The organism is Salinivibrio sp. HTSP (assembly GCF_003390965.1).
Taxonomy (GTDB): domain Bacteria; phylum Pseudomonadota; class Gammaproteobacteria; order Enterobacterales; family Vibrionaceae; genus Salinivibrio; species Salinivibrio kushneri.
In genome coordinates, this window is the sequence record NZ_PXUD01000079.1 from 12,411 (window position 1) to 29,222 (window position 16,812).

Here is a 16,812-nt window from a genome sequence, read left to right on the forward strand (position 1 = left end):
TCTCTATTTTCTACTACGTGTATTAGATTCTTTTTTTTCTCATGTCTAACGCTTGTGTATATAGCATCATATCTTGTTCATGAAAGGTTTCTATTTCTGAGCGAAGCTTATTACTGATTTCCGGCGTCGTTTTCTTTTGGTTTAGTTTTTTTTCTTCAACTTCGCCGTTCATCTTTATAATATTGTTAGCAAACCAACAAAGATCGTCTGAGAAATGCTCTGTTATCCCGATAAAATCGAACTTATGGAGTGGGAACGCAAATAAAAACTGATCATAGACATTTCGCATTTCGTTTGAGAAGGCAAAATCTTCCAGTGTCCAGTTCTCTTCTACCACTCTTTTGTGTAACGGCGCAGCATTTTCATTATAGGCCGAAAGCCAAAAGAAATAATGGGAAATTAGCCTCTCTACTGGATGACGCATCCAAGTAATAAATTGTGTACTTTCACAAGGCAACAACCCGTATTTAACCGGTAAAAAATGGCCATGAACGCATGCCACCTTAGACGCGGGATCACGATATTGTTGCTCGTAGTGTAAAGCATCACTCAACGCTTTTCGGTTTCTTTCCTCTACCGGCCGATTTAAAGGGATATCATTGTAGTCTCGCATTAGCTGGTCACCATAGACACGCGTGAGTGCATCGAAAAAGCTGGTACCTGCTGTTTTGGGTAGGTGTAAAGATATGATCATAAACGGCTCCAAAAAAAAGCATAGCCGCGGCTATGCTTTCTCTATTTATTTGTATTGTTGACTACTGAATGCTGTCAACATCCTCCATCGGATCCCATCCGGTAAGGTCTTTAAATTCATTAGTATAAAAAACGGCATCTTCTTTCGTGTTGATCACGTATGGTGTGAGCAACAGAACGACCTCGGAACGATTATTGCCTTGGCTTTGGAATTTAAACAGGTTACCAAGGTAGGGAATATCTCCCAATAGCGGGATCTTGTTCTCTGTGGTGGTGGTATTACTGTTAATTAACCCGCCCATATATACCGTTTGCCCGCTATCAGCCAACAACATGGTTTGTAGCGAACGTGTATTAATGGAGGTGCCAGACTCGGAAATGTTTGGCGTGCTGACCTCTTGACTAATCTCCATTTCTACTAATCCATTTTGATTAATCGATGGTGTGATTTCTAACGTCACACCGGTATTGACAAACTGAGTGGTAAACTTGGTGTTGCCATCTTCGCCTTCGATCTCACCGGTGGTGACCTGAATTTGATCACCGGCATTAATCCTTGCGGTCTCTTGATCTAATGCCAAAATTCTTGGCGTCGCCAGTACTTTTGAACCTGATTCTTTCAGCAGCGCATTGATATCAAAGTTAGTTTGACCCAATGCTAAGCTCAAGTTAAGCGAACCGCCTTCAGACGTCCCTTCGCCGATGACAGACAACAGTTTATTGGTGGTGTTGGTTCTACCTGCATCATAATCCCAATTGACACCGACTCTGCTGCTTTCTTCGAGTTTTACTTCCGCAACAATCGCTTGAATCAAAACTTGACGTGGGCGTTGATCAACGTACTCAAGAAGTTGGATAAGACGCTGGTAATCGTTGTATTGTCCGGTAAAAATAATCGCATTCCGTTTCGGATCGACCACCACCCGATAACTGTCTGTTACAACGCTAGCATTGCTGGTCTGTTTTTTATTCGAGCGATTTAATCCTTTATTGCCTGGTAATGTGTAATTGTCATCTGAGCCCGATTTTTCCGCCTCTTTAACAATATCAGCACCGGCTTTTTCACCACTCTGTGTTGTTTGTCGCCCAAAAATAGCCGATATCACGCCCCACGCATCGTTCGCTTTGGCATTACGCATATAGTAGACATAAACCCCCTCATTGCCGCTTACCGGCTTGGGTTTATCTATACGACTGACCCAGTCTTCTGCATATTTCAACCAGCTTGATGTACTGGCTGTCATTAATAATGTGTTATTTGACATTTTTGTAAGCACAACACCATTTGTGCCATTTTCTTCGTAAACAGGCACGCCTGATGCTTTTAATGCGCGCGTTAGATCGGTCACGATATCGTCAATACCAAGGTAACGTGGCTGTATAAGCTTCATGTTGCTGGCCACTTTCTTGGGGACATCAAGCTGCGCTAACATCGTATGGACTTTGTCTATATCATCTTGCCGCGCGACGACCATCAAGGCATTAAGGTGGCGTTGTAATAACACATTGGATCCGCGCGTTTCGCTGATCAATTGATCAACCAGAATCGAGGCATCGTTTAAAGACAGGTAGTAAATCGGAATAATCTCGGCGACATTACCATACTTCAGCTTTGCGCCTACAGAGTCTGACAATAACACTGGCGCACGACGATCCACTTTATTAGCAGGCAACACTTTCAGTAGGCCATCGTCTTGAACCAGTGCAACACCGTTGACTTGTAACACCTCTTCGACCAGACCAAGCATCCGCTCACTCTTAATCGACTGGTTAATTCTCAGTGTAATCGGCGTTGAGTTATTGTTAAGAGATTGATCGACCACATAATCTAAACCGAGGACGTCGCCCAAAGCCAAATTAATGAAGTGATTCATCGGTACTTTATCCGCATTCAGACTCACTGAATCTTTAGGTAGCTGAATACCGGCTTGTTTCGCCTCATCTGACAGTTTGTTTTTATAAATGAGCGGAGCACTGTCTATTTTTCCTTTACTCGCATTTGATGTATCGCTCCCCCTGTTCTCATCAACAAGAACGCTGTCATTTTTTTGTGTTATGGGGCGCGCATCAATGCGATCAACAGTTGGATTGTTTGATATTGACGTACAACCATTGAGTACTAAGACAGAAATCACGGCGAGTGTTAGAGGCCTTATCGGGTTGCGCTTTCGCTTTTTCAAAAAGTTATTCATCATTTTGGCCTTTAAGCTGAATATTTTGTGTGGGGAATAATATAAAGTCTTTAGTTCGTTCCATTGTGTCTATCACTTGAACGCGCGTTGGAGTGATCTTATTCACTGTTTGTTCATCATTAATACGCTCCCCTTCCGAGACCGTAATCTTACTATTACCTTGAATAAACACCGCTTGTTGTTGCGCGTTGGTTGAGATGATACTCACAAGATTAAGTGGCTCGTTGCGCTCTTTTTGCGGTGCGTCAACTTTTGCTGTCTCAGCACTCGAACGTCCACGCCCTTCAACAAACAAGTTTCCGGGGGCATTAGACGGTAAGCTATAGGACTTAAACAACTGATCACGTTCAATGGTATGCGTCGCAAAGGTCTTATTAACGTTGCCGCTTGGCGACGTCGACCACCAAGACACCAAGATGACGGCGCCCATACACAGCAAACCAACGATGACTTTATTTTTGTATTCTAGCACGCGACTGATCATCGATTCACCGCCCTTTGTTGCTGCTTCAATTGTTCAATGGACAGAGATCGAACTGTCCAAATCGTCGCTGACAACTCAAACTGAGTGTTTCCGTCTCTGTCTCTGGTTGGCTTTAAGTCGATGGTGTCCGGTATAAAAATCGTTTTTTCACTCGCCATTTTATACAATAAGTCGCTCACTTCTTGACTTGAGCCGACCCAGCCCCAGCGACTCGGTACCTTCTCTCCCACCCAAGCAAGATCGCTAGGATCACCAAATCGCCGCGTATCGAAGCGTAAACCAAGCGGCTGGTACATGCTCTCAATTTTGTTTAAAGATATCGATAATGCGCGATTAAATGATGGTGCGTCAATTAACATTGCCTGGGTGTCACTGTATAGCGCATTGAGTGTTTGATGGCTTTTTTCAATCGCCGAGCGATTCTCACTCAACCTAATCAGCGCTTGCTCTCTATCAAGTTTATCAACCAATTTCACCGCTTGATCATCACGCCAAGCCAAATAAGGGGCCGTGATAAACATGAAAAAGAACAGAATAAGAATGCCCAGCACAGACCATTGCATCACAAGGCTGTTATCAAATTCTTTTCTCAGTTGGCTCTGGGGACCTAATAACTTGTTGAAATAATCACTTAACATTTACTGAATCCCCAACTCCATTTTAAAAGCTTGTCGATCGTCGTCTTTTATTGGTACCACGTCTCCGATGAGTCGTGCACTTTCGACCCCGTTAAACGTTGTCACAACATCAAGCACTTTAAGGGGTTCCAACGCTTTTCCTGTGATGACCAGTGCGTCTGATGAATAGGTCAGTTGACTCAGCACGACGTCTTTGGGTAACTGTTCCAACATCATATTGATAATATGGGCGAGCTGGTGCTGTTCTTGCTTTAAAGACGCAACCGCATTCACAACGCGTAACGTGTCCGCATCTTGAGAGCGTATTTTAACGAGGTCTGCAGTTTCACTCTGCAATGCGGTTAAACTGTCTGATACGCGCGAATCTTTATATTGGATAATAGAATAATCAATAATCAGTGCGAGTATCCCAAGTAATATCACCATACAGATTGGCTTATAAAACGTTTTGGGGTTAGATATGTCTTGATAGACGGGAAGCTTACCTAAACTTAGCACAGAGACTTTAGGCACTTCTCTATCGAAGGCTCGTAGCTCGACACCTTCAAACGAACTATTTGCTTCACCATACACTGCCGTTGAAAAGTGATTAATTTGTTGACTAATGATTCTTTCTAACGACGGCTTACACTTGATAACCTTCGATACAATACCACTATCGATAAAAGCAACCCAACGCTCATCGCCTTCTTGATGAATAACCACACAACGGTTTTCTTCAACTAAGCCAAATTCGTAAGCTAACGCAGGTATGATATGTGTCACTGTGTTTGAAAAGGCGACATCGGCTGCTGACCATACCCAAACACTGGCAACCCATTCATCGCCTACCGATTGTATAATGCTAAAATATTGATAATCATCCCATAAAAGTTCAGACTCTAGCTCTGACTTAACACAGAGCTCCACCTCTTCACGGGTGACAACCGCCGCTTGATACGTGTATGTTTTATATAAGCATATGCTTTGTGGCACTAAACCAACAACACGATCAAACTTGCGATAGTGGCGAGTGGTATCCTCCTCACTAGGCCAGACCACATAATGCTTTTGCAACGTCGATAACACTACTCGTCTCCGATATTCTGCGTGTTGTATTGGAAGTGCCGCCCATAATCCGGGAAGCGCCACATTCTAACAGGTGGCGGCATACTGGTACCAGGCCTAATCCGGTATTCTGCTGACGCTTGAAAGCCATTATATTCATAATAAACCCGCAGTCGAGTACTGGGTGATAGCTCACTCCCTAAGCCAATTTCATAGAGATAAGATCCTAACTCACGCCAGCGCTGCTTGCTTTTTAGTCGCTCAATTTTTGATAGCTCGACATCGGAAAGATCATAAATATGCTTGAGCATGTAATTGGGCACTAATGCGTAGTTTTTATCGATCGCATGGTTTAATACAACTAAGTCTTTTAGACCTGGTTTATTACCATCGCCATTGTATATCTCTGGAGTAATCCCTTCTATGAGGAGCAACTCATCCATACTACGAAATAGATCTTCACGACCGTAGCCACCATTTTCTTGCGTTTGCCATTTCACTACGCGATCGGTCAATGTTCTGGCTTCTTTCGCACTGACGTACAGCTTAAAGACATTGCTCAATTCATTCTTATCGACATAGCGTAGACTCACTAACCCTTTTACATCCTGAAGTGAAACATTAACGCCATTCTTCAACTTTATCGGCTCGCCATCGGTTCTAACAAAAAGATCGCCAACTTGATATCCCATCGGCAAACGTTCGCCAACCAACATGCCGAAAAATAAACGTTGCTCTGCCGAGTGTATTTCTCGTAACGCTTCAACGCGCTCTCTTGCTGCTACGGCCGTTTCGACTTCCCCATTCGCTTTTACTAACATAATACTGCCGATAGTGAGCAATATCGAAATAATGACGAGGGTTAAAGGTAGAACGACACCTGCTTGTTTTCTCATTTGACTTCTATCCGTGCACCAATATCAGCGCTTCGGGTGTACTGTGTGACTTTAAATGGCCATACATATTCTTGACCGTTTTTTAGCTTTACCGTCAACTTTGCCATGACAGGCATTTGGGCCTCATTATAACTGTCTATACTCTCCACCCAGTGACGTCCGACTCGCACTCGACCACCATTTGCATTATAAGCCAACTCATCAACATAATACCGCCAATGATATTCTTCTACATCGGTAAACAAAGTCAGTGCTTCCGTTTGGTTTGTTTCATAAAGGCCATAATAGGGGTCACTGTTCGGCGTTTCTTGGTATACAAGCATTAATCCTCCCCCATCATTCAGTTTTTGGTTTATTTCAACCCAGGCATAAGTGCCTGGTCCACCCAGAATAGGACTTTCACTTAAAAAGGATACTTTTTTTGAATCGCCCTTAAAGTAAGGTGCTGAATCTGAAAAACCAACGCTGAAATTTGATGCGACAGATTGATTAAACGCGGAAGAGAGCCATGAGAATTGTTTGTGATACCTTATGATATTATTATTTTCATTAAGTGCTCTTTGCCACTGAGAACGACCCTGTTCAAAACCGAACATTACCAAGGATACCACGGTTGAAAAGATTGCTAGGACTACTAGCATTTCAACGAGAGTAAATCCATGTTCGCTATTATTTTTAGTCATGCCAGCCCAACTGCTCGAATGAAAATTTATGCTCGACGTTCTTATATTCATAGTTAACATTAACGGTAAACAATTGAACCTTTTGGCCCGTGTCTCCCCGTACATCTAACACGCTACTTTCGGGAATTGCCTCCCACGTATAGCTTATATTGTTGCCGAGGTTGTTCGCGCCTGATTGTTTTTCAAAAACATTAACAACACTAATCTCATTTAATATAGATTCCTGAACCACTGAGTTATTAAGCACATCATTAACTCGGCTGGTTTGTATTCTGGACTGATTCATCACTGGAAATATTACTGAAAAGGCAGCGACTATTATGGTAATAGCAACAAGCACTTCAATCAGTGTAAACCCGTGATCAGATCTTTTTAATTTCAACTTCACCATATGGCATCTTTACTTCCAGCCGCCAAACATCGTTAGAGTCAGTTAATAAATCAATGTGCCCTGAGCTCACGAAACCATCAGCCCTAAACACAATTGGCGTATACGATTTAATACGAAGATCTTGTTCTTCAGCTCGCGCTTTCAGCCACGAAATATTTTCTTCCACAAAAAAGCTTTTCGTTTTGCTATTTTCCTTTCTTACTTGCTTTAATGTATTACCCCAGAATGTTTGGATAGAATGTTGCGTATTGAAAGATGTATATTGTCCCCAAAGTTTGGGGACAACAATACTTGATGTTAAGGCAAGCAAGGATATTACGATTAACAGTTCAATTAATGTAAAACCCTTTGATCTCATTCTTGTGTTCCTATGTCTGCATCCTCTCCTTCACCGCCTTTTTCACCATCGCGACCGTAGGAATAAAGCTTGAATTCATAATTTGGCATGAGTTCGTAACGATAATCACGATTCCAGGGATCTTGAGGAATAGATTTAGAAAGATAAGGGCCGTTCCAACCCACAACGTTATCAGGTTCGATCATCAAAGCATTGAGGCCTTGCTCTGTTGTTGGCAGTTCTCCGGTGTCTAGACGATAGGTTTTGATCGCTGAAGAAAGAAGCTCAACTTGTGCGTTGGCCACTTTTGTTTTTGACGAACCTAATTGATTGAATAGCTTAGGACCGACCAAGCCTGCGAGTAGTGATATGAGTACCAGTACGACAAGGAGCTCGATAAGCGTGAAACCTGAGTTTTTATTTTGACGCATCTTTACCATCCAATTTCATTGATTGAGATAATTCCTGATATCAGTACGATCATGATTGACCCGACAATGCCGCCCATAATAACAATGATCACGGGTTCAAGCACGGACAATGCTCGCTTTATCCCAACCGAAAGACGTCTTTCATATAATTTAGTTATCTCTCTAAAACAAGAGACTAACGCGGCACCTTGCTCTCCTGAAGCAATCAGACGCGTCACGATCGCTGGAAAAACACTATATTCGCTGAGTGAGCTACCTAGGCTTTGTCCTTCTTTTACTCGACCGATAACAAGGTTGAGCTTTTTGTTTAAGGTCACATCAGAAACATTATTATTGGTGATGGTCAGTGCCTCTACTAAGTCAACACCTGACTCTGATAGCTTTTGCATGCTGGATGAAAACTGTACAACCTGCCAAGCTTGAACAAGTTCTTTAACATAAGGGAGTTTTTTAAGTACAGCCAAACCGATATCGTGAAGCTTACCTGAGTCAGACAGGTATTTAACATAGACCACTAACGCTATCAACAGTCCGACAATCACAGCGATATTGTCGTTTATAAACTGTGCAGTACTGACCAACCCAGCCAGAGCCGACTCTTTATTTGCTTCGCTGATCATGCTTTCAAAGTTGGGAATAACGTATGAAAACAAAAATAAAACCACAAGCACACATATGATCACGAGAAAAGAAGGATAAGTTAACGCTGACCGGATTTCTGTCGCGATCGCTTCCTCTTTTTCCATTCGCTCGGCAACACTTTTTATTGACGCGGAGAGATCACCGTTAGATTCTCCCAGCTTCAACATAGAACCCACATAGAATGGGAATACTTTTGGCTGAGACTCAATAGCGTTGGAAAGACTTAATCCACTTGATATGTCTTGATGAATTTTTACCAAGGCATTCTTTAACGGTTTTTCGTCGGTTGTTTCAATTAACGAGTAGACACACACATCGAGCGCCATACCGCTTTCTCTTAATGTTGCGAGCTCTCGTAAGCATGTCATTATCGATTCACGTTTAATTTTTGGTCCGTTTTTCCGCTGCGTTTTTTCAGGTACAACGAGAACAACGTGAAGATTACGTTCCTCTAGAATCGCTTTGGCATGCTTGTCGGAGCTCGCTCTTATCCAACCATCAGATTGCGAACCATCCGACCGACGTGCTATATATTTATAGTCCTTCATCCTATCACTCTCATGACTTCTTCGAGCGTCGTATCTCCATTTGCCGCTCTAAGTACGGCATCTTGCTTCAATGTCCGCATATTCTGTTTTTTTGCCACCGAAATAATTGCCGATGTTTCTATAGGAACATCATAATCGTTAGACCAATCCATTAACTCAAAGACGGGTATACGCCCTTTATATCCCGTCCAATTACATTCTTCACATCCTTTTGCAGACAACCATGTAGGATTCGTCACAATGCTTGGCCATTTCTTTTCTATTTGCGGCCAACCAATCTCACTGGCTACTTTTTCTGCCGTGTGATCTTCCTTACTACAATGTGGACATACGCGCCTTAGCAATCGCTGAGCCATAACGCCAACGATTGTCGACTTAATCAAATAGTCAGGTATGCCAATATCTTTCAGTCGGATAAAACTACTTGGGGCGTCGTTTGTATGTAGTGTGGAGAGAACAAAATGTCCAGTTAACGCAGATTGTATCGCGATCTGAGCCGTTTCTTTGTCACGCATTTCACCGATTAGCATGATATCGGGATCTTGCCTTAACGCTGAACGCAGAACGGTTGCAAAATCTAAACCTATATCACTGTTAACCTGAATTTGAGTAAGTCCAGCCATTTGATATTCGACCGGATCTTCAACGGTAATAATTTTGGTTTGCTCGTCATTTAGACCACCGAGCAATGTGTATAATGATGTGGTTTTACCACTACCTGTAGGACCTGTTACGAGAAAAATACCGTTTTTGTTGGTTGTAATTTTATTGATAAGCGCTAGCTGATCGGGAAACATGTCTAGTGTCTTCTGAGAACCTGTCTTTTTGGCCGTATTATCATTGACAAGCAGACGTAAAACAGCATTTTCGCCGAATACAGTTGGTGTCGTCGCAACTCGAATATCTACCTGGTTCCCTGATAACCTCGCTTTTATTCGCCCATCTTGAGGCAAGCGTTTTTCCGAAATATCAAGGCCCGCCATCAATTTTACTCGTGAAATAATCGCCGAGTGCAAAGAAAGATCAGGCTGATCGACAGTATGTAAAACACCATCAATTCGATATCGGATAAAGAATTTCCCTTTATTTATCTCTAAGTGGATATCCGATGCTTGATCAATAATAGCGCGTTGAATACATTCATTGACGAGCTTAACGACTGGCGCAGCGCTACTGTCTCCCTCAATAATTGAGCCTGATAGCTCTGAGTCACTTTCTTCAAACATCGAAACCAATTGTCTATACTGATAATTCGATGTGAGAATAGGTATCACTTCAAGGCCATATTTTTGCTCAAATAACTGATAGATATACTCATTCCATACGTCAGTTAACGCCATGTATATTTTTTTGCATTCACTATCGATGAGTAAGGGGAACGCACTATTTTTTTTCCACCAATCTTCTGGGAAGTATCGTAACGCGATTTCTGGCGTGGGCTGCGACCCTTTTAGAAGCGTCTCTTGAAATGTCTCATACAAATAAAGATTCAGCTGTTCACTTAATGCTTCTAACACATCGCTTTCCGCACAAATACCGTTAGAAACACAAATTTCGCCAAAATAGGGGCGATTTATGTGACCGTAGCCATCTTGTATTTTAACCACTTCCTCAACATCGGAGTGATTTAAGACTTGTTTTTCTAATAATATCTCGCCTATTAATTTAGTCATTATTATTCCTACAAAACATCAGCAAAGCTTGTTTTTATTCGTTGAAATATTATTACTGCTAAAACGAGTATCCCTGCATAGATTGCAAGTTGCACATTAAGTTTACCAATATCTGGAGGGATCCCATAAATTATATTTCTTAATGCATCGGCAATCGCACTTATTGGGTTTATATATAATAATGGTTTGATTTTGTCAGGCGCAGATTCAATCGAGAAAAATACGGTACTAGTAAATAAAAGAACAGTGCTTAATACTGGCACGACTTGAGCAACATCTCTTACAAATACACCTAACAATGAGAATATATAGCTAATCGCACTTACAGTGATAATATAGACTGCAAAAACATAAGGTAACCATATATAAAAATCATAGTTTGATGAGTATCCTTTTAACACTGCATAAGCAATGCAAAGAGTAATCCCCGTGATAAAGCCAACAAAAGCAGTTAGTACTGTGTTTATAGGAAGAATCTCAACGGGAAAAACGACTTTTTTAACCAGGTTAATATTGTTTAAAATTACACTACTGGAGGTCGTCATCACTTCTGATATAAATATGTGGCACAGTAAACCAACAAATAACATAAGCGCATAATCGGCCTGCTCTGCATTCTCTAAGTGCCATTTTGCTTTGAATACGACAACAAAAACTGTTGAGTATACGAGCAACATAAAGATTGGCGTTATGATTGTCCAAAGAAAACCAAATAATGTCCCTTTATACTTCATTGCAAGCTCTCGACGCACTAACGTGTTGAGCAATAGACTATTTTTTTTGAAAGAAGAAAACATCATTTAATATCTTTAAATTTCATTCCCATTTTATCTTTGGCTGATAGAATAGCTTGACCTTCTAGTTGCCAGTCGATATTAAGATCTGGATCATTCCACTGAATACAAGCTTCATGCTTGGGTGCGTAATAGTCTGTTGTTTTGTAGAGCAGTTCAGCCACATCGGACAAAACACTAAATCCATGGGCTAAACCTGCAGGTACCCATAGTTGACGCTTGTTTTCAGCACTGAGTTCAGCCGTTACGACCTCGCCAAACGTGGGAGAATCAGGACGTATGTCAACGGCAACATCAAGCACTTTACCGAGTGCACAACGCACCAGTTTCCCTTGTGCATGAGCGGTTTGAAAGTGTAATCCACGTACCACATTTTTAATGGAACGAGAGTGATTGTCTTGTACAAAGGTGACGGTTTGGCCGATTGCTTGCTCAAACTGCTTATGATTAAAGCTCTCGAAAAAGAAACCTCTATCGTCGCCAAACACTTTTGGTTCGATTAGGAAGACATCGGCAATTTTTGTTGGTGTTGCGTTCATGCTTACTCCATATACCCTCACCGAGGCTTTATCTTAACGACAGTAAGGGCATTCTTTATAATGTGTTTTATTCGCCTTTAAGCAGATTGAGCAAATATTGACCATAACCGTTTTTTGCAAGTGGTTTAGCACAACGCTCAAGCTGCTTTGCATCAATGAAGCCTTTGCGATAAGCAATTTCTTCTGGGCAAGCCACTTTCAACCCCTGACGGTGTTCGATGGTTTGGATAAAGTTTGTCGCCTCGATTAAGCTTTCATGAGTACCGGTATCTAACCACGCATAGCCACGGCCCATTCTTGCAACGGATAGTTCATCACATTCAAGATAAACACGGTTTAAGTCGGTAATTTCTAGCTCGCCGCGATGTGACGGGGTAAGTTGCTTGGCTCGTTCGACTGCTTTTTCGTCATAGAAGTACAAACCTGTTACCGCATAGTTGCTTTGTGGTGTTGTTGGTTTTTCTTCCAGTGAGCGGGCAGTCCCGGTTTCATCAAAAGCGACGACGCCATAGCGCTCTGGATCATGCACGTGGTAAGCAAAAACCGTGGCGCCCTCTGTTTTTTGATTCGCAGTGCTTAACAATGTTTGCAACGAATGGCCGTAAAATATGTTATCGCCTAAGATCAGCGCACTGGGGGCGCCATCAAGAAAATCTTCTGCAATAATCAGCGCTTGCGCTAGCCCGTCAGGCGATGCTTGTACTGCGTATTCAAGTTTTATGCCCCATTGGCTGCCGTCGCCGAGCAATTGCTCGAATCTGGGCGTGTCTTGCGGGGTGCTGATCACTAAGATTTCATCAATGCCCGCGAGCATTAGGGTGCTTAGCGGATAGTAAATCATCGGCTTGTCGTAAATGGGCAGCAGTTGCTTGCTCACAGCGAGCGTCACTGGATAAAGGCGAGTGCCTGATCCACCCGCGAGTATAATCCCACGGCGTTTTTTTTGTGCTTTCATATTAAACTTCAATAAGTTCTTTTATCATTCGCTCAACCCCGCACTGCCATGTGGGCAAGGTTAAACCAAAACTTTGTTCAAATTTCGACACGTCCAGTCGAGAATTATGAGGGCGAGCGGCAGCTGTCGGGTAATGAGAGCTAGGGACGGGCTCGATGGCTTCAACCGTCAGATCAATACCTTGTTTCCGCGCGATGTCAAAGACGAAATTCGCGTAGTGATACCAACTGGTATACGCTTTGGCTACCAAGTGGTAAATGCCTACTATGCTTTCTTCACTACCAGTTTGAGATAAGCTGTATGCTTTTCTGATGGCATGGGCGGTACAATCGGCGAGCAGTTCTGCACTAGTTGGCGCGCCAATTTGATCGTCAACGATGCTCAGTTCACGCCGCGATTTGGCTAACGTTAGCATAGTTTTAGCAAAGTTGTTGCCCCGGTTGGCATACACCCAGCTGGTACGAAAAATAAAATATCGCGAGCAATAACGTTGGATCACCTGCTCTGACATTTGCTTAGTCTCACCATAAACATTGATCGGCGATGTGGGCGTGGTTTCGTCACGCGCAGTGTCTCCGGCACCGTCATAAACGTAGTCGGTGGAGTAGTGAATGAGCCATGCCTGGTGTCGCTCGGCCGCTTTTGCTAATGCCAGCACGCTATGGGTGTTAATTTGAAACGCGGTTTCTTGATCAGTTTCGGCTTTATCAACCGCCGTATAAGCCGCCGCGTTGACGATCACATCGGGCTTAATCGCTTCGACGGTACGAACGAGGCCATTCGGATCTAGAAAATCCCCTTCATATTCGGGGTGGTCACGCCCCACGCAAAATAGGTCACCTAAGTAACTAAGTGAACGCTGTAGCTCCCAGCCTACTTGTCCATCGGTACCAAAAAGCAATATCCGCATAGTTTACTGCTCCCCGTACTGCTTCTCGACCCATTGGCGATATTCACCCGATTGAATCGCCTCGACCCACTCTTGGTTGTTAAGATACCAGCGCACTGTTTTTTCAATGCCAGATTGGAAGGTTTCTTGCGGGCGCCAACCAAGCTCTTTTTCTATTTTGCTAGCATCGATCGCGTAGCGGCGATCATGGCCTGGCCGGTCTTTAACAAAAGTAATTTGCTCACGGTACGGCGTGCTTTGGGGACGCAGGGTATCAAGCAAGTCGCAAATGGTTTCAACCACGTCGAGGTTGGTTTTTTCGTTATGGCCGCCAATGTTGTAGGTTTCTCCGGGTTCACCACTTTCAACGATAGTAAGCAGAGCTCTGGCGTGATCTTTGACGTAGAGCCAGTCGCGAATTTGATCGCCGAGGCCGTAAACAGGGATCGGCTTACCGTTTATGGCGTTGAGTATCACCAGTGGGATCAGTTTTTCTGGGAAATGATACGGCCCGTAGTTGTTGGAGCAGTTGGTAATCAGGGTCGGCAAGCCGTAGGTTCTCGCCCACGCGGTAACGAGGTGATCGCTGGATGCCTTAGACGCAGAGTAAGGGCTACTCGGTTTGTAGGCTGTTTTTTCGGTGAACATGGGCAGTTTACCCTGACGATGCTCGCTGGGGTGTGGGAGGTCGCCATACACTTCGTCCGTCGAGATATGGTGAAACTTAAACCCTTCTTTACGCTCTAATGGAAGTGCTTGCCAATAGCTTTTTACCACGTCAAGGAGTGTGTACGTACCGATAATGTTGGTTTCAATAAAGGCGGAAGGTCCGTCGATTGAGCGATCAACATGGCTCTCTGCTGCGAGGTGCATGACTGCATCCGGTTGATGCGTCTGAAACACACGTTCTAACTCAGGACGATTGCATATATCCGCTTTTTCAAAACAGTAACGTGGAGAAGACGCAGCTTCTTCAACTGACGCGAGGTTACCTGCGTAAGTAAGCTTATCAAGGTTAATGACCTCATGGTTCGTCTCCGCAATAAGGTAGCGGATCAATGCCGAGCCTATAAAGCCCGCCCCACCTGTAATCAGTATTTTCACAGTAATTCCTTGCGTTTAGTCATACTTCAGTAGAGTCACAATGCGTGGCTAGCGGCTTGGCTTCCGCGACTCCATCATTTGACAATATCATCTCTGCATTTAGTGGCGTCCAATAATACCGAGTCATTTTATTGAAATAAAGACACCTTGGAACAACAAAGCGCCCCTCCCCGCTTAGTTCACGGGGAGGGGCGACGGTATCATTGATATTGGATTGTTATTTAGTCAGTCATCTATCGGGCTTTTACTCGCAGTCAAGGCCTGACAATCGTTCACCATACGCATCTAGTCTGTTGCACTAAGCACTTTGAGTGGCTGTACCCGTAGTTCTGAAAGAGCCTCCGCACGCTCAAACTCAGTATGCAACAACGCCATACCATCGTTATTTGGATCTAGACTTGCTTGAGGATCAGCCGTCGCGATACCTCGCACGTCGATCTTGCCAGAGAAGAAAAACTCTGATGCGTCACGATCACTCGAGCTGAACAATGACACTTTCGACTTTTGCAGGTTATCGTTAACAAACAGATCGAAACCGGTAAATGTCAACAACGGCAGCGTAGATTGAGGCTTCGAGTATATAACTTGCCGTATTTGTCCTCCAAAGCCATCTTCGAGTAGCAAAAAGCTTCGCTGAATGTCCCAACTTCCCTCTCCACCACTGGCATAGCTTCTCAGGCACGCACCTGTTTCACTGCTACCACATGAGACAATTTCGGTATCAGTCCGGTACGGAATATCAAGATCTTGTAACCATGTTGAGTAATCGATACCTGTACTCACATCTTTGGGCTTGTCGGTGAACTCTATTCCCCACCCATCGACGACACCACTACCACTGATATAGTAATTTGTTCCACCTATTTTGTGCGCATAACCATAGTAACCATCACGATCATTCGGCAACGCCTGCCAAAATAGCGGCTCTCCTCCACTCTCGATAGAGAGAGAAACATTGTCTAACCTTCCGTTGCCAGCCAAGGGAGCATACCAATAATTGGTACCATCGCGATAATCATCACCAATTTCGTTCATTTCTAACGGCTTGCTGGTGATATCTCTAAGATCCAATAAGCGATAGGCATTAATTTGTCGATATTTATCTTTTTGGATAGAGTCGTCCACGTTCTCGGGCGTGTCTGACTCTAGACGCTCGTAGCGTACGGCTAAACTCTGTTTATTGTCTAACTTTGCCTCAACATTAATGGGAGACGTTGCCCAAAAAGTGTCATAACTAGAGTTGATACCAAACACCTGACCACTTGAGTCTCCTCCGTCTTCAAGTGTTTGTTTTATGTCCCTGAGGTTAGGAAAATCCTGGCCGGTCGTTATACAACTCCCCTCTCCTCGCTGTGGCTGAAAGTCACTGAAGCGCATGTTATTTGACAGTAAAGATTTGTGGTAAGAGACGCTGTCAAGAAACTTGATGCCGCCCGGCCTGATTACACTTTCGTAAATAGTGAGATAACCATCACTAGGTATTTTACTTTTGTTGATCTGTAATGTGCCTGAATTAGACCACGACGACGATCCAGCAGAGTATGTTTCTAGCAGTTGGCCCTGAGCACTATGCACCGCAACTCTTAGCCGTGTGTTCTTAACTTTATTAGCATGTACCCACTCGCGATAATCAACTTCAGGTTCAGCGTCGGGGTCGTAGTTTGGATCGCTGGGATCAACGTTTTCATAATAAATTTTTTCGTCATAGATGTCACAGCGGGTGCTGTCTTTCTCGGTCTCGGTGACGTAGAAGCTAGCAAAATCGATGGTATATTTAGGGGTCGGTTTAGAGCCACCACCGTCATCGCCTCCCCCACATCCTGCGAGGGCTAACGGTAAGAGTAAAGAAAGGTATAGTCGTTTATCCATGATGTTC

The 16,812-nt window shown here is 43.5% G+C and carries 18 protein-coding genes; all 18 read right to left on the minus strand.

The annotated features are described in order from the left end of the window. Positions 1 to 22: 22 nt before the first annotated feature. The 18 genes from C7A19_RS13615 to C7A19_RS13700 all read right to left on the minus strand — a co-directional run bounded on the left by C7A19_RS13615 (position 23) and on the right by C7A19_RS13700 (position 16,805). Entirely contained in the window at positions 23 to 694 is a 672-nt protein-coding gene (locus tag C7A19_RS13615; protein ID WP_116645133.1) for a sulfotransferase family 2 domain-containing protein, read from the minus strand. Positions 695 to 755: 61 nt separating this feature from the next. After that, positions 756 to 2,888, minus strand: coding sequence for a secretin N-terminal domain-containing protein (locus C7A19_RS13620; protein WP_201264096.1), 2,133 nt, complete (start codon positions 2,886 to 2,888; stop codon positions 756 to 758). Beyond that, entirely contained in the window at positions 2,878 to 3,369 is a 492-nt protein-coding gene (locus tag C7A19_RS13625) for a hypothetical protein (protein WP_116645135.1), read from the minus strand. The genes C7A19_RS13620 and C7A19_RS13625 overlap by 11 nt, the downstream gene beginning before the upstream one ends. Further along, positions 3,366 to 4,007, minus strand: a complete 642-nt coding sequence (locus C7A19_RS13630) for a hypothetical protein (protein WP_116645136.1) — start codon at positions 4,005 to 4,007, stop codon at positions 3,366 to 3,368. The genes C7A19_RS13625 and C7A19_RS13630 overlap by 4 nt, the downstream gene beginning before the upstream one ends. Further along, entirely contained in the window at positions 4,008 to 5,075 is a 1,068-nt protein-coding gene (locus C7A19_RS13635) for a hypothetical protein (RefSeq protein WP_116645137.1), read from the minus strand. Next, positions 5,075 to 5,950: a hypothetical protein gene (locus C7A19_RS13640; protein ID WP_116645138.1), complete on the minus strand. Its 876-nt coding sequence runs from the start codon at positions 5,948 to 5,950 to the stop codon at positions 5,075 to 5,077. The genes C7A19_RS13635 and C7A19_RS13640 overlap by 1 nt, the downstream gene beginning before the upstream one ends. After that, the gene (locus C7A19_RS13645) at positions 5,947 to 6,633 is read right to left on the minus strand and encodes a type II secretion system protein (RefSeq protein WP_158011551.1); all 687 of its coding nucleotides are present in this window, start codon (positions 6,631 to 6,633) and stop codon (positions 5,947 to 5,949) included. Before C7A19_RS13645 ends, C7A19_RS13640 begins: the two co-directional genes overlap by 4 nt. Next, on the minus strand, positions 6,626 to 7,024 hold the full coding sequence (locus C7A19_RS13650; RefSeq protein WP_077649343.1) for a prepilin-type N-terminal cleavage/methylation domain-containing protein: 399 nt from the start codon (positions 7,022 to 7,024) through the stop codon (positions 6,626 to 6,628). The genes C7A19_RS13645 and C7A19_RS13650 overlap by 8 nt, the downstream gene beginning before the upstream one ends. Beyond that, positions 6,996 to 7,382 carry a type II secretion system protein gene (locus C7A19_RS13655; protein ID WP_116645139.1) on the minus strand — a complete coding sequence of 129 codons (387 nt, stop codon included), beginning with the start codon at positions 7,380 to 7,382 and terminating at the stop codon, positions 6,996 to 6,998. Before C7A19_RS13655 ends, C7A19_RS13650 begins: the two co-directional genes overlap by 29 nt. Further along, a complete protein-coding gene (gene gspG, locus C7A19_RS13660; RefSeq protein ID WP_198532950.1) occupies positions 7,379 to 7,792 on the minus strand; it encodes a type II secretion system major pseudopilin GspG in 414 nt (137 codons plus the stop codon). Before gspG ends, C7A19_RS13655 begins: the two co-directional genes overlap by 4 nt. Positions 7,793 to 7,794: 2 nt before the next feature. After that, entirely contained in the window at positions 7,795 to 8,982 is a 1,188-nt protein-coding gene (locus C7A19_RS13665) for a type II secretion system F family protein (protein ID WP_116645140.1), read from the minus strand. Next, positions 8,979 to 10,655 carry a GspE/PulE family protein gene (locus C7A19_RS13670; RefSeq protein WP_116645141.1) on the minus strand — a complete coding sequence of 559 codons (1,677 nt, stop codon included), beginning with the start codon at positions 10,653 to 10,655 and terminating at the stop codon, positions 8,979 to 8,981. Before C7A19_RS13670 ends, C7A19_RS13665 begins: the two co-directional genes overlap by 4 nt. An 8-nt stretch (positions 10,656 to 10,663) precedes the next feature. Further along, the gene (locus tag C7A19_RS13675) at positions 10,664 to 11,455 is read right to left on the minus strand and encodes an ABC transporter permease (RefSeq protein WP_198534556.1); all 792 of its coding nucleotides are present in this window, start codon (positions 11,453 to 11,455) and stop codon (positions 10,664 to 10,666) included. Next, positions 11,452 to 11,988, minus strand: coding sequence for a dTDP-4-dehydrorhamnose 3,5-epimerase (rfbC, locus tag C7A19_RS13680; RefSeq protein ID WP_116645142.1), 537 nt, complete (start codon positions 11,986 to 11,988; stop codon positions 11,452 to 11,454). The genes C7A19_RS13675 and rfbC overlap by 4 nt, the downstream gene beginning before the upstream one ends. A gap of 67 nt (positions 11,989 to 12,055) precedes the next feature. Continuing rightward, positions 12,056 to 12,943, minus strand: a complete 888-nt coding sequence (gene rfbA, locus C7A19_RS13685; RefSeq protein WP_116645143.1) for a glucose-1-phosphate thymidylyltransferase RfbA — start codon at positions 12,941 to 12,943, stop codon at positions 12,056 to 12,058. Position 12,944: 1 nt separating this feature from the next. Next, positions 12,945 to 13,853, minus strand: a complete 909-nt coding sequence (gene rfbD / locus C7A19_RS13690) for a dTDP-4-dehydrorhamnose reductase (RefSeq protein ID WP_116645144.1) — start codon at positions 13,851 to 13,853, stop codon at positions 12,945 to 12,947. Between the two features lie 3 nt (positions 13,854 to 13,856). After that, complete coding sequence (gene rfbB / locus C7A19_RS13695; protein WP_116645145.1) at positions 13,857 to 14,936, minus strand: dTDP-glucose 4,6-dehydratase; 1,080 nt, start codon at positions 14,934 to 14,936, stop codon at positions 13,857 to 13,859. A gap of 285 nt (positions 14,937 to 15,221) precedes the next feature. Then, positions 15,222 to 16,805: a hypothetical protein gene (locus C7A19_RS13700; RefSeq protein ID WP_116645146.1), complete on the minus strand. Its 1,584-nt coding sequence runs from the start codon at positions 16,803 to 16,805 to the stop codon at positions 15,222 to 15,224. Positions 16,806 to 16,812 lie beyond the last annotated feature (7 nt).

What these genes read in the sequence shown, in the direction of transcription:
- C7A19_RS13645 (WP_158011551.1), bottom strand. Translation starts at nt 6,633, where the DNA reads ATGACTAAAAATAATAGCGAACATGGATTTACTCTCGTTGAAATGCTA.
- C7A19_RS13615 (WP_116645133.1), bottom strand. Translation starts at nt 694, where the DNA reads ATGATCATATCTTTACACCTACCCAAAACAGCAGGTACCAGCTTTTTC.
- C7A19_RS13625 (WP_116645135.1), bottom strand. Translation starts at nt 3,369, where the DNA reads ATGATCAGTCGCGTGCTAGAATACAAAAATAAAGTCATCGTTGGTTTG.
- C7A19_RS13655 (WP_116645139.1), bottom strand. Translation starts at nt 7,382, where the DNA reads ATGAGATCAAAGGGTTTTACATTAATTGAACTGTTAATCGTAATATCC.
- C7A19_RS13640 (WP_116645138.1), bottom strand. Translation starts at nt 5,950, where the DNA reads ATGAGAAAACAAGCAGGTGTCGTTCTACCTTTAACCCTCGTCATTATT.
- C7A19_RS13630 (WP_116645136.1), bottom strand. Translation starts at nt 4,007, where the DNA reads ATGTTAAGTGATTATTTCAACAAGTTATTAGGTCCCCAGAGCCAACTG.
- C7A19_RS13650 (WP_077649343.1), bottom strand. Translation starts at nt 7,024, where the DNA reads ATGGTGAAGTTGAAATTAAAAAGATCTGATCACGGGTTTACACTGATT.
- C7A19_RS13665 (WP_116645140.1), bottom strand. Translation starts at nt 8,982, where the DNA reads ATGAAGGACTATAAATATATAGCACGTCGGTCGGATGGTTCGCAATCT.
- C7A19_RS13675 (WP_198534556.1), bottom strand. Translation starts at nt 11,455, where the DNA reads ATGATGTTTTCTTCTTTCAAAAAAAATAGTCTATTGCTCAACACGTTA.
- rfbA (WP_116645143.1), bottom strand. Translation starts at nt 12,943, where the DNA reads ATGAAAGCACAAAAAAAACGCCGTGGGATTATACTCGCGGGTGGATCA.
- C7A19_RS13670 (WP_116645141.1), bottom strand. Translation starts at nt 10,655, where the DNA reads ATGACTAAATTAATAGGCGAGATATTATTAGAAAAACAAGTCTTAAAT.
- C7A19_RS13620 (WP_201264096.1), bottom strand. Translation starts at nt 2,888, where the DNA reads ATGATGAATAACTTTTTGAAAAAGCGAAAGCGCAACCCGATAAGGCCT.
- rfbC (WP_116645142.1), bottom strand. Translation starts at nt 11,988, where the DNA reads ATGAACGCAACACCAACAAAAATTGCCGATGTCTTCCTAATCGAACCA.
- rfbD (WP_116645144.1), bottom strand. Translation starts at nt 13,853, where the DNA reads ATGCGGATATTGCTTTTTGGTACCGATGGACAAGTAGGCTGGGAGCTA.
- C7A19_RS13700 (WP_116645146.1), bottom strand. Translation starts at nt 16,805, where the DNA reads ATGGATAAACGACTATACCTTTCTTTACTCTTACCGTTAGCCCTCGCA.
- gspG (WP_198532950.1), bottom strand. Translation starts at nt 7,792, where the DNA reads ATGCGTCAAAATAAAAACTCAGGTTTCACGCTTATCGAGCTCCTTGTC.